The sequence below is a fragment of the Pedobacter sp. D749 genome, assembly GCF_019317285.1.
Classification (GTDB): domain Bacteria; phylum Bacteroidota; class Bacteroidia; order Sphingobacteriales; family Sphingobacteriaceae; genus Pedobacter.
In genome coordinates this window covers 1456538-1469965 of sequence record NZ_CP079218.1, presented here as the reverse complement: position 1 = coordinate 1469965, position 13428 = coordinate 1456538, and the positions used below count along the sequence as shown (strand labels likewise).

The 13428-nt window shown below is 38.7% G+C and carries 10 protein-coding genes; 3 read left to right on the top strand and 7 right to left on the bottom strand.

Annotated features, from left to right (window positions below; translation table 11 throughout):
* The first annotated feature begins 194 nt into the window (after positions 1-194).
* Positions 195-380 carry a hypothetical protein gene (locus KYH19_RS06045; RefSeq protein WP_219077972.1) on the top strand — a complete coding sequence of 62 codons (186 nt, stop codon included), beginning with the start codon at positions 195-197 and terminating at the stop codon, positions 378-380.
* 25 nt (positions 381-405) lie between these two features.
* Here KYH19_RS06045 and KYH19_RS06040 read toward each other — a convergent pair whose 3' ends face one another.
* The 5 genes from KYH19_RS06040 to proS all read right to left on the bottom strand — a co-directional run bounded on the left by KYH19_RS06040 (position 406) and on the right by proS (position 6079).
* Complete coding sequence (locus tag KYH19_RS06040) at positions 406-1053, bottom strand: response regulator transcription factor (RefSeq protein WP_132396194.1); 648 nt, start codon at positions 1051-1053, stop codon at positions 406-408.
* 520 nt (positions 1054-1573) lie between these two features.
* Positions 1574-2188: a Crp/Fnr family transcriptional regulator gene (locus KYH19_RS06035; RefSeq protein ID WP_219077971.1), complete on the bottom strand. Its 615-nt coding sequence runs from the start codon at positions 2186-2188 to the stop codon at positions 1574-1576.
* Between the two features lie 114 nt (positions 2189-2302).
* Positions 2303-3154, bottom strand: coding sequence for a TIGR02757 family protein (locus KYH19_RS06030; RefSeq protein WP_219077970.1), 852 nt, complete (start codon positions 3152-3154; stop codon positions 2303-2305).
* Positions 3155-3371: 217 nt separating this feature from the next.
* Positions 3372-4511 carry a cystathionine gamma-synthase gene (locus tag KYH19_RS06025; protein ID WP_219077969.1) on the bottom strand — a complete coding sequence of 380 codons (1140 nt, stop codon included), beginning with the start codon at positions 4509-4511 and terminating at the stop codon, positions 3372-3374.
* 95 nt (positions 4512-4606) lie between these two features.
* Positions 4607-6079, bottom strand: coding sequence for a proline--tRNA ligase (gene proS / locus KYH19_RS06020; RefSeq protein ID WP_219077968.1), 1473 nt, complete (start codon positions 6077-6079; stop codon positions 4607-4609).
* Positions 6080-6277: 198 nt separating this feature from the next.
* On the opposite strand from proS, the gene KYH19_RS06015 reads away from it, so the two are divergent.
* Both KYH19_RS06015 and KYH19_RS06010 read left to right on the top strand, forming a co-directional pair.
* Complete coding sequence (locus KYH19_RS06015) at positions 6278-7288, top strand: hypothetical protein (protein ID WP_219077967.1); 1011 nt, start codon at positions 6278-6280, stop codon at positions 7286-7288.
* A gap of 21 nt (positions 7289-7309) precedes the next feature.
* A complete protein-coding gene (locus tag KYH19_RS06010; RefSeq protein ID WP_219077966.1) occupies positions 7310-8839 on the top strand; it encodes an OmpP1/FadL family transporter in 1530 nt (509 codons plus the stop codon).
* A 144-nt stretch (positions 8840-8983) separates the two neighbouring features.
* On the opposite strand, the gene KYH19_RS06005 is transcribed toward KYH19_RS06010, so the two are convergent.
* Both KYH19_RS06005 and KYH19_RS06000 read right to left on the bottom strand, forming a co-directional pair.
* Positions 8984-10381 carry a SusD/RagB family nutrient-binding outer membrane lipoprotein gene (locus tag KYH19_RS06005; protein WP_219077965.1) on the bottom strand — a complete coding sequence of 466 codons (1398 nt, stop codon included), beginning with the start codon at positions 10379-10381 and terminating at the stop codon, positions 8984-8986.
* A 25-nt stretch (positions 10382-10406) separates the two neighbouring features.
* Positions 10407-13415, bottom strand: coding sequence for a SusC/RagA family TonB-linked outer membrane protein (locus KYH19_RS06000; RefSeq protein ID WP_219077964.1), 3009 nt, complete (start codon positions 13413-13415; stop codon positions 10407-10409).
* Positions 13416-13428 lie beyond the last annotated feature (13 nt).

Genomic DNA, 13428 nt, shown 5'->3' with positions numbered 1-13428 from the left:
TGTTATAAGACTACTAAAATGTTTGATATTCGCGAGAAAACCATCACGATCGTTGGTTAATAAGTACCCAGACTCACGAACATATAAGAAGCACTAAAATAATACAGTGGAACGTGGGAATACAATCAACTCAGAGAGTTAATAAAAACTTTTGTCTGTTTTAAAATGTTTAGCTAGTAATAAACATTTATCCTATGGAAACTAAAGACAATAAAAACACGGAAAAAAAAAATCATAAAAATGAAGGAAGCTCAAAAGAAAAGGCCTCCTTCGATCAAAACGGACAGGGTTCTTCAGAAAAATTTGGACAGGCCGGCTCTACACCTAATGAATCAGGAGAGAGTGGGCCTGGTACTGTAGATAAAAGCAAAAAAGCTTAGAAAGATAAAAGAGTATAATACTCTTTTATCTTTCGTAAATACTCATCTTTTCAGCTAGTTCTATAATGCTTTTTATTTTCAACTTTTGAAAAAGTCTCAATTTATATGTACTTACGGTACCCATTTGAAGCTTTAACTGATTAGAAATTTCCAATACGCCAATACCTTTTGTTAAAAGTTCTGCCACTTCAAGTTCTCTGCCTGAAAGTTTAGTAAAAGGATTATCGGCATCATTACCTAATATGCTGTTGAACATATTCTCTTTAACATTTCGGCTTGAGTAGCGGCTACCAGCTAAAATTGTAGTAATTGCAGTCACAATCTCCGATTCTTCAGCATTTTTGGTCAGGTAACCAGAAGCACCCGATTTTAAATAAGGAACAGCATAAATATTTTCATTTAAAGAAGAAAACACCAGGATTTTAGCATTGGGCTGAACCAACTTAATTTGATCGATTACCTTAAGGTTGTTACCTCCGGGCAAGTTTACATCAATTATGATTAAACTTGGTGATTTTTCTACTTCTACAAGCGCCTGCTCTAAAGTAGATGCATGAATGATTTCAACACCAGGCCAAAAGTCTGATATTAAACCTTTTAATCCACGCCGGATGATTTCATGATCATCAGCGATGAGTACGGTGAAAGTACTTACGGCATTTTTTGTTTTCATTATAATTAAGGATATTGCGCAAGTTAGTAAAAAGTTATTTTTTTACGCAATTGTAGCTAATTTTTCGGTAAAAAATGTAAATATTATTATACACAATTCAGTAATTTTGTTAATAAAACATAAGGGTTGCCAATATAATGTTTGACTGAATGGACGAATATGATTAGAAAATCTCATGAATTCCACACCTATAACCTATTAATAGCCAACTGAGAAATCGTAAGTATAACAGCAACTGTTAACGGTCAAAATAGTATTACCAAATGTCATAATACTATAATTTAATACCAAAGCTCTTAAACCTGTAGTCAATGCTAAGATATTGTGGCAATTTTAATATTCAAGAAGTAATGATACCTTGAACGCCTAATCAAATTGCACAGCTGTTACTATTGTCAAACTATCGACTTGAGCAACACCCGATGACGCTATATGATCAGCAACACAGAATAATTTTAAGCACCAAACTTCAGATGAAAAAAGAATGGTGATGGGTTGCCCCCTATTCTATTGGTAATGATTAGAGCTTAGCCCGGATACGACTGAGTGTTTCCAGCCTGATGGCCAGAAAAGATGCAATGTGTTTTAAAGAAACGCGGTTTATCAGGTCAGGGAAAGAAGCCAGGAATCGTTTATATCTTTTTTCAGCAGAAGAAATTCTACAAAGATAAGCACGCTCCTCTGCCGAGCGGTAATATAACTCCATCATTTTCCTGCCTACAATGTTGGCTTCAGTGAAGTTTTCAAACAGGTAATCTGATAAAACATGCGGAATAGCAATTAAATCTACATCTTCCAATGCCTGCAAATACTCTTCCGAATCGCCTTCCCCCCATAAATTACGTATCGTTCCTACCACTTCGTTTTCTTTTGAAATCCAGGTGGTAATTTCCGTGCTTCCATCTTTTATAAATCCCCTTACCACCCCTTTTACAATCAAAAACAAGAATTTATTGCGGTCAACTGGCGAAAGCAGGTATTTATTCTTCTTATAACTAATGGGAAATGTATGTTGGTTAATCCGCCTTTCTATTTCATCATTTAGTGGATGAAACTTTTTAAAAACATCAATTAAAGGTGAAAAATTATTGTATTCCTTCCACCTCTCCTCATCAGACAAGTTAACTGCGATCATAAAAATTACTGCTTGGATAGACGATCCTCGCTTTTAAATAAGAGAATTATTACGTAATAATAAGAACATTGATTTTAAAAAAGAAGTTTTATTTATTAATAATTTAAAAACAGCTTAAAACTCCTTTTCAACACCAAGACCAAATAAAGCAAAGTCATATTTAACCGGATCTAAAGGATCAAACGCTCTTAAATGGGTGGTTAGTTCTACGGCGGTTAACCAATCCGTTTGCTTCCGGTTAATGAGACCGAGCAAGCGCCCAACCCTGTCTACGTGCACGTCACATGGGCAAATCAGATCTTTAGGGTTTAGCGTATTCCAGATCCCAAAATCGACACCTTTATTATCAGTTCTTACCATCCACCTTAAAAACATGTTCAAGCGTTTGCAGGTCGATTTTTGTTGCGGCGAAGAGATATGTTTCCTGGTACGGTGCGGAAAATCTTCCAAGGAGAAGAAATAGGACCTGAAATGGTTCAATGCCTGCTCTATTGAAAAATTAAGATCGGCGGTGTAACAAACTTCAGAAGAAACCTCTATGCTTCGCTCTGTTGAAGAAATCTCCAGGTATTCCGCTCTATAAATATCCTGTTTGGGAATAAAAGCCTGCTCCAGGCTTTCGAAATTTTCATAATGCTGTTTAAAAAACGAAATAAAATAAAGCAGATCCGTATCGTTAAAGGTGCGGTGTTTAAAATTCAGCAAACGCTTTAAATCATCATCACTATGGTTTAGCACAAAATCGTACGGTGCATTATCCATCCTGTCAAGCAACTCCCCGCATTTATTGATAATTGTTTTCCGTTGCCCCCAGGCCAAAACCGCAGCAAAAAAACCCGAAATTTCAATATCCTGCTTTTTCTCAAAAAGATGCGGAATACAAACCGGATCGTTTGCTATAAAATTAGGCTGGTTATATTGTTCAACTTTGCTATCAAGAAAATTCTTCAGCTCCAGAAATTGCATATCAGTAATTATTTAAACAAAAATAGCAGCACAACACTGGCCACCTAAACCGGATTGAAACGGTATCCTTTTTTGTTTTGCAGATTTTAATGAAGCAGGCGCTTCAACAAAAAATATTTAGTGTAAAGCCGGGACAAATATTAATTATAGAATAGAACTGGCTTTACAAAAAAATAAAAAACCGGGCAAATGCTGATCATAATGCCCGATTGAAATTTTATGCCAATGCCTTTTCCAGGTCTTCTAAAAGATCATCGATATCTTCTACCCCAACACTTAAACGAAGTAAGTTATCGGTAACACCAACTTTTTCTCTTTCCTCTTTCGGAATAGAACCATGTGTCATAGTAGCCGGGTGATTGATCAGTGATTCTACCCCACCTAAAGATTCGGCAAGGGTAAACACCTTAAAATTAGAGGAGATCCTAAATGTTTCTTCCAGATCAGCGCCTTTCAAGGTAATCGAAATCATACCTCCAAAGCCACGCATCTGTTTTTTAGCTACATCATGGTTAGGATGATCTTCGAAACCCGGCCAATAGATTTTATCAACTTTTGGATGTGTTTTTAAATAGTGCGCAATGCGTTCGCCGTTTTCGCAATGTGCTTTCATCCTTAAATGAAGTGTTTTAATCCCTCTCAAAACCAAAAAAGCATCTTGCGGACCTGGCGTTGCACCGCAAGCATTGTAAATAAACCAAAGGTCTTTATACAATTGCTCATCATTGGTTACCAAAGCGCCCATTACCACATCAGAGTGACCGCCAATATATTTGGTTACCGAGTGCATCACAATATCAGCACCTAAATCGATAGGGTTTTGCAGATATGGCGAAGCAAAAGTATTGTCAACCGTTAGGATTAAATTTTTCTCTTTAGTGATTTTTGCTACCCCTTCAATGTCGATAATCTGCATGGTTGGGTTGGTTGGCGTTTCAATCCATACCAGTTTCGTTTTATCGTTAATGTACGGCAGCATATTCTCTGGTTTAGAAAGATCCAGAAAATGAAATTTAATTCCGTATTTGGTATATATTTTAGTAAAAATACGGTAAGAACCACCATAAAGGTCATTTCCGGTAATTACTTCATCACCTGGCTGCAATAATTTTAGTACAGCATCCGTAGCACCCATTCCACTCGAAAATGCCAAACCATATTTAGCATTTTCCAAAGCAGCCAAACAATCTTCCAAAGCTTTACGCGTTGGATTGGTCCCTCTCGAATACTCGTACCCTTTGTTATCTCCGGGAGATTTTTGCCAATAGGTAGAGGTTTGATATATGGGTGTCATTACAGCACCTGTTGTTGGATCAGGCTCCTGGCCTGCATGGATGGCTTTAGTTGCGAATTTCATTTTTTTTAATTTGAGATTTGAGACAATAGACATGAGATTTGAGACAATAGATATGAGATTTATATTTCTTCTCAAATCTCATATCTAAAACCTACCTAATAAGCTCTTGCAAACAACACTCTCTGGATCGATGGTTTGCCTGAATAAATACAAACCCCATCTTCCAGTTTATTATCTAAAGGAATACAACGTATCGTTGCTTTCGTTTCTTCTTTTATTTTTTGTTCCGTTTCTGGCGTTCCGTCCCAATGTGCTGAAATAAAACCAGCTTTTGTATCTAACAATTCCTGAAACTCTTCGTAACTGTTAGCTTCAGTAATATGCTCATCACGATAAGCTAATGCTTTGTTGAACATACTTTGCTGAATATCTTCCAACAGTTTTACGATGTAAATATCCAATCCTTCCTGAGGTATGGTCTGCTTTAATTTGGTATCCCTGCGGGCAATTTCTACCGTTTTATTCTCCAAATCACGGCCACCTATTGCTATACGGATCGGCACACCTTTTAGTTCATAGTCAGCAAATTTAAATCCCGGGCGTTGTGTATCCCTGTCATCATATTTCACCGAAACGCCTAATCCTTTTAAACGCATGGTTAATTCATTTACATAAGTTGATATTTTGGCTAAATCTTCATCCCCTTTATAAATCGGAACAATAACCACCTGAATTGGTGCCAGTTTTGGTGGAATAATCAATCCTGAATCATCACTGTGAGCCATAATTAATGCCCCCATTAAACGTGTAGAAACGCCCCACGAAGTAGCCCAAACATGATCTAATTTTCCATCTTTACCTGTAAATTTAACATCAAAGGCTTTTGCAAAATTCTGACCTAAAAAGTGAGATGTTCCTGCTTGTAAAGCTTTACCATCCTGCATTAAAGCCTCAATACAATAAGTATCTAAAGCTCCTGCAAAGCGTTCATTTGGCGATTTACGTCCCCTGATAACTGGAACGGCTAACCAGTTTTCGGCAAAATCGGCGTAGATATGCAACATACGTTCTGTTTCCTCAATTGCCTCTTCAGCTGTAGCATGTGCAGTATGCCCTTCTTGCCACAAAAATTCGGCAGTACGCAGAAACAATCTGGTGCGCATTTCCCATCTTACCACATTGGCCCATTGATTGATGAGTATGGGTAAATCACGGTATGACTGGATCCAGCCTTTATAAGTATTCCAAATGATGGTTTCAGATGTAGGGCGAACAATTAATTCTTCTTCCAATTTGGCAGTTTCATCAACTACGATATTTCCATTACCGTCATTTTTTAACCGGTAATGTGTTACAACTGCACATTCTGTCGCAAACCCCTCAACATGAGAGGCTTCCTTAGAGAAAAATGACTTTGGGATGAATAATGGAAAGTAGGCATTTTGATGCCCTGTATCCTTAAACATTTTATCCAGTATTGCCTGCATTTTTTCCCATATAGCATAGCCATTTGGCTTTATAACCATGCAACCACGCACAGCAGAGTGCTCTGCTAAATCTGCTTTTAACACAATATCATTATACCACTGGGAATAATCGGCTTCTCTACTTGTAATTTCTTTGCTCATCTTATGTATTTGGAACGTAATTTGTAAGTTAAAAAGTGTAAAATTCGATGGCAAATTTATAAATTTATGCCTACAAACGATCAACAATTAATATCAATTGTGATTTAACATTTTTAGAATAAGTAAATAGTTAGGAATTAACTACTTTTGGAACTTGTTTATTAAATTCGTGAACACACACAACTAAATATAAACACAATGAAACCAATTAAATTTTTACCCATTGTCATGATTGCCGCTGCAGGGTTGGTGGCCTCATGCTCTACATCAAAGTTGGCTCAAACTAAGCCTGCTGATGATGTTTACAATTCTGTGGCGAAAGCCAGGGAGGTGGAAATGGCACCTCAACCTCAGAACCGACAAGGCCAGCAATATCAGGCCCAGGGTCAGGAAGAATATGATGAATATTATGGCACCAGTAATCCATATTACGACATGGATTATTCTTCGAGGATAAACCGTTTTTATAATGGATACAGCTTTCAAGGCTACTATGACCCATATTTTGACAATTATTATTACGGCAGCAGCTACGGACCCTCCAATTATTTAGGGATTGGATTGGGCTGGGGCAACGGTTACGGTTTAGGTGGCTGGGGCGGTGGATTCGGTGTCGGTTATGGATACGGAAGCATTTGGAATAACCCGTTCTATTATGGCAATTATGGTTACGGGTGGAACAATCCTTACGGATGGAACTCATGGGGACCAAATTCATACTACGACCGTTACGGTTGGGGTGGCGGTGGATACTACGGCGGAGGCTGGGGTATTGGAGGCGGCTACTATGGTGGTGGCATTTATACCAACAGAGGAAGTTATAGACCCAGACCTGGAAGTAATGACAGGGGCGTGCCAAGATATGGAAACGGTAATGCGGGAAACGTAGGCAGACCAAGTAGATCTGGTGTAAGCAATCCAAACGGTGTATCTTATGCACCAAACAATAATGCAGGCAGACCAACAAGAAACCAGGGTGGTTATACTCAAAACCAGGGAAATCAAAGTGGCAGACCTACCAGGAATGATGGTTACTCACCTCAAGGTACACAAAGCAGCAGACCTACAAGAAACGAGAGTTATACTCCTCCTGCAAGAACAGAGAGCAGACCAAGTTATTCACCTCCACCATCAAATGGCGGCGGCGGCGGTTCTAATGGCGGCGGAGGCGGTGGTGGTTCAAGACCATCAAGAGCTGGAAGAGGTTAATTATAAAATCTAAACACACAAATGAAAAAAATCATCCTGGCTTCTCTAGTAGCTACAGTAGCTGCTATGGGAACAACATATGCCCAAAGTTATGCACCCGATGCGTTCCGTTTTTCGCAAACCAATTATGGAAGTTCGGCAAGGTTTAAAGGAATGGGCGGCGCACAAATTGGTGTTGGTGGCGATATTGGTTCAATTAATGCTAACCCTGCGGGTTTAGGTTTATTTACCAAATCGGAATTTAGCATTACTCCAGAATTTAATTCAGTATCGAATAATAGCGGATATTTAGGGAATAATACTAAAGCTAATAAAAGTCAGATTAATCTGAACAATATTGGTGCAGTGTTTTACAGCCCTGCTGCCAAAATGAAAGGATCTGATGTAGATAAAGGTTTAGTGAGTACAGTATTTGGGTTAAGCTATACCCGCAATAACGATTTTTTAAATAACATCAGTTACAACGGTACCAATACAAACAGCTCGATCAGGGATTCTTACGTAGATCAGGCCAATAATTCTGGCATAACAAACAGCATCGCAGGCGATGCTTACAACAGTTTTTTAATTAATAAAAACACGCCTACTTTTCCAAATAAATTTTCTGCAGAACCCTATAACAATGCTAATTTTAAACAAAACTGGGATGAAGCACGTTTAGGTTCTACCTCAGAATTTAACGTAGCAGGGGCATTAAATTTTGGTAACAAAGTATATCTTGGTGCAACAGCCAGTTTTGTGAATGTGAAATATACCAGCGATGCTACTTTCACAGAATCAGGTGTGGTTAACTCGTATAATGATGGTGATGCGGTGCCTACATACAATGGAAATGAAAATTACAGTCTTAACCACTTTAGAAACCAGGAAACTAAAGGCGGTGGATTCAATTTAAAATTAGGTGCTATTTTCAGACCGGTTAGTGAGTTAAGGATTGGTTTGAATTTCCAAACACCAACCTGGATGAACATTGAAGACAATACCAGTGAGACTTTACAGGCTACTACTGCCGGAAATGCTAATACCGGACCAACCCAATCGAACAATCCAACTCAATATTATTCATTTACTTACAATTTGCGTACACCGTTAAAAGCTTCTGCAGGTATCAGTTATGTAATTGCAGGTACTGCATTAATATCTGCTGATGTGGATTATGTAGATTATTCTTCAATGCGTTTTTCAGCTTCTAATGGCTCGGATCCATCAACAATAAACGACAATAATGCTTTTATCAAAGCGTCGTATAAAGAAGCTGTTAATTATAGAGTTGGTGCAGAAGTAAAAGTAACCAACGAATTAAGCTTACGTGCAGGTTACGGTGTAAATGGAAACGGCGTTAAAGGTGGAGATAATAAGTTTTACCAGGGTCAGTACTATACTGGAGGGCTTGGATATCGTATTGATAACTATTATTTCGACGTAGCTTATCAGAACTATAAAACTAATTTCAGTTCGAGTCCATATCTGCTAGACGATTATACAGAACCTGTTGCAGATGTTAAAAGTAAAAGGAACAATGTATTCTTAACTTTCGGTGTGAGATTTTAATAATAATATTTCTTAAATAATTAAAAAGCGCCAGTTTTCGACAAGGGAACTGGCGCTTTTTTTTACAACCGAAAAAGGATACCCAATCGGGTATCCTCAACATCATTAACTAACTAACTAACTAACTAACTAACTAACGTCTATTTAATTAACATCCCACCATAACCTATCGGTAATTTTAGCCTTTTGTTGCGGTTGTGGGTTTGCTGTAATTTCGCTATTTGGATAAAGTACCCTTCTTGGAATTTCAGAGAGTGCATTTTTAACTTTAGTTAAAGTCGGGAATCCGGTACGGCGCCAATCTGTATAATTTTCAGCATTAAGAAAGTTAGCAACCGACTTTTCTTCCATAATTAAACGGAGTGCATTTGTACTGCTGAGTGTTCCACGCGAAGCAATGTAGGTATCCATATCAGTTGCGCTCACCCCTACCTTAGTCATGTGCTGTTTAATACCATCCTGATAAAAAGGTTGTGCAGCTGCAAAACCTGATACTACCAGTGTGGCTTCGGCTTTTATGAATAATGCCTCGGTGTAATTTACCAGGTAATTATTGGCATTGGCACCTGCGTAAAAATCGGCAGGGATTGAGTAAGCCTCCAGACTTCCAATTTCGTCTAAACCAATCTGCCGCCCCGTATATAAACCGGTTTGTTTGGCGGGTTTAACCATTTTGCTTAATCTTGGATCGTTTCTGGTAGTAAAAGCATCAACAAAGGTGTTGGCCAGCACAAATGTAGTACCTGGTAAAAAATTCTGCTGCCATGGATTCTCTGCCCCCGCTGCACCACCGAAAGCAATTTTAGCATCATCATCGTTGCTTTGCATACCATTAGTTAATGCAGTCAAAGCCAGCTGTGCCTGCGCAGAAGCTGTATTTCCTGGTGCTTTACTCAGGTGCATGTAATAACGTGCTTTTAAAGTATAAGCCAATTTTCTCCACTTTGCCATATCGCCAGCATAAATGTAATCGTCGCTTCCTGGTTTAATGTTGGCATTTTTAGCAATATCAGCTATCCCATCATCCAATAAAGCCTGAATCTGAACATAAATCTGCTGCTGACTATCATACTTCGGGGTTGGCTGTGTTACGCCTAAAAAAGCCTGAGTGTAAGGAAGATCTCCCCATGCATCTGTTGCATAGCCCAAAGTATAAGCTGTAAGAATTTTAGCAATGGCACCGTAATTAAAATTGCCATTGGCAGCAGCTTTAATCTTTAATAAATTAAGGTTGTTTAATGTTCTTACATACACATTATTCCAGTCTCCATCCATGTCAATATTGTACATCTGATAAGTACCGAAGTTTGGTGCTACCTGGTTCAGAGCCATTACCTGCAGGTATTGCTGAAGCACTACACTTAAATTCCCATCACCGGATGCATTGATGCTCTGGGAGATCAGCATCTGTACTGGTGGCAGCATGAGCGATTCTTTAACATCTATCGGTCTGTTGGGGTCATAGTTAACATCTATGTATTTTTTGCACCCGGCAAAAGCCATCATAAATGCAAAACTTAAAATGAAATATATCTTTTTCATGTTGATTCTTTTTTATGTATTGGACCTATAATGTTAATCTTAAACTGAAATCTACGGAGCGGGATGTTGGGGTTGAGAAGGAATAAATCCCCTGAGATCCATTTGAAGAACCAAAAGAACTTACTTCCGGATCGCCACCTGTAAAGTGTGGTGCATATATCCATAAATTTCTACCCGTAACCTGCAAACCAATAGTTTTGAAAGGTGTTTTTTGTAACCAAACCGGTTTAACATTATAACCAAGACTTACATTTCGCAATTTAACGTAGGTTCCATCCTGAATTACCGATTCGAGAATACTGTTAACCCGTTGATAATAGGCTTGTCCTGTAACTGAAACTGTATTTGGTAAGCCTGTTGTAGCATTTATGCCATCAACTATGCGTGGTCCACGATCTTCGGTAACTTTAGGCGTACCATAGAAATAGCCATAACCATCTACATTATTTTGAATATCGCCTCCCTTTTTCATATCAAAAGAGAAACTCAAAGTAAACTGCTTATACTTGAAATTATTAACAATCCCGCCCATCCAATCTGGATTAATATCACCGATTATGCCTTGTTCATCTGCAGCAAATGGCAGCCCATCATTACCTATTAACAGTTTCCCTTCACTGTTTCTGGCATAACGGGTACCATAGATTACCCCATATGGCTGGTTTCGAAAAATAACGGTAAAGCCATTGCCGATGTATTCCTGATTACCAAAGATTGCAAGGACCTTATTTCTGATCCTGCTATAATTCAGGGTCAGATCCCAGCTAAAATCCTCCGTTTTTATAGGTTTTGCATTTAAAAGCAGTTCTATGCCCCTGTTACGCATTACGGCTGTATTTACACTCGTAGCGTTAAACCCGGTTGACGGTGCCAGTGCTACATTGGGAATGATCCCGTTGTTTGTCTTTTTATCGAAATAGGTAACCTCCAGGCTTAAACGGTTTTTAAAGAAACCTGTTTCTAAACCGATCTCAAATTCGTTGATCCGCTCATTTTTTAAGTTCGGATTGCCTAGGATTGGACTGATTAAAAAACCCGACTGTTGCTGGTACGGAAAGGCAATGTTTCTTACCGCTTGTGATTCGTACGGCGTAAGCAGGTTATATGGCCCAATGCTGGCATTTCCCACTGTACTGTAGGATAATCTTAATTTTCCAAAGCTCATGATATCCGATAGTTCTTTCGAAAAGAAATTGGAAAAGATAAAACTTGTAGCAGCAGAACCATAAGGATAAAAACTGTTGTTTTTGGCCAGTACAGAAGTGCCGTCGTACCTTCCGGTAAGGGAGAGGATTAGGAACTTTTTATAATCAATATTGGACTGTAAATAGAATCCTACTTTTCTGGTCAGATAACTTGTTTCCTTAAAATTTATATTTGATGTAGATCCAATGTTATCAAACCCTGGAACGGTTATACCCAGGCCGTTAGCATAGGCAGTTTCAGTATAGGTTGATAATATGTTGTTGCCCAATAGCGCATCGATGGTAAAATCACCAAAACTTTTGTTGGCACCGATGATCAGGTCATTATTATATTGCCTGAAATTGGTGTTGTTGTTTACGATCCGGCCATTAGGGTTTGAAACCGAAAGTAACGATTCATGATATTTCCCCTGTTCAACATAAACATCAGCACCAAAACGCTCTGTGATAGTTAACCAGTTTAAGGGTTTATAATCGGCTGTAAATGTTGGTAGAAAACGGTTAACAACTGATGTATTGCTGATATTATCTAATACCCAATAAGGATTATTGCGCGAGAAACGGAATAAGCGCTGACTTCCATCAGGGTTTACCGAAGGTTGCAGGTTGTAAGAAACCGGAGCAGAAAAAATGGTCCATACCGGACTTTCCAAAGCATAACCTTCAGGTAGCCGGCGATTTTTCGTATTGGCATAATTTAAGGAGAAAGTAACATTCAGATCTTTAATAATTTGCGTGGTGAATTTCCCAAAAACGGTATTCCGGTCGAAAGAAGTGGTAGGTACCGTTCCATCCTGTGCAAAATTGGTATACGATATAAAATAAGAGTTGTAAGCCCCGCCCCCATTTACGGCTACCGTGTTGGTATATGTTTTTCCGGTTTTGAAAAATAGGTCAGACTGATCATATACCTGTGCAGGCTGACCATTAATTTTCAGGGTATCCATCCTTGCTCCCCATGAAGTACTTGTTTTCTGGTTCACACCATCAAAATATACGCCATTAGATCCTAATGAATATTTATTCTGGATTTCGGGCAAAAGTGGTTTCTCCATAGAAAATGATGATGAAAAACTCAAGGAAGGCTTTTTATTCAGGCTGCCTGCTTTTGTAGTGATAATAATCACTCCTTTTGCACCATCAGATCCATATAGCGCTGTTGCAGCACCACCTTTTAACACATTAATGCTTTCAATAATATTAGGATCAAGATCGGCAATACGGTTAGTGCCTGGACCTGAGTTGAGGTTACCTGTTTCATCATTGTTAACCGGAATACCATCAATTACCATCAAAGCTTCGTTGTTGCCATAAAGAGAATTAGCACCCCTGATTACAATCCGTGATGAACTACCCGGAGTACCCGAAGAACTTGTAATCTGAACACCCGAAACCTTACCGGCCAGGGCATTTACCAAATTAGGCTCTTTGGTCTGGGTCAATTGCTCACCTTTTACCTCTTGAGAACTATAGGTAAGGTTACGTTTTTCCCGCTTTACACCTAGAGCAGTCACTACAATCTCATTCAGGTTTTGCTGGTCTTCGCTTAAAGTGATGGTTATGTTGCTTTGCCCACTATACGCAAATTCTTTGGTGGTATAACCAATGCCACTAAAAATCAGTGTAGCCGGGTTTTCGCTTTTAATTGAGAATAGCCCTTTTGCATCGGAAGAGCTGCTAACAGCAGTTCCTTTAACTTTTACCGATATGCCCGGAATTGGTTGCCCCGATACATCTATAATTTTGCCGCTAATCAGCGACGTTTGACCATAAATCTGCACGCAACAGAGCATAGTCAAAATGAACAAAGTAATCTTTAATCTGGTCATTGTATTCAGTTTA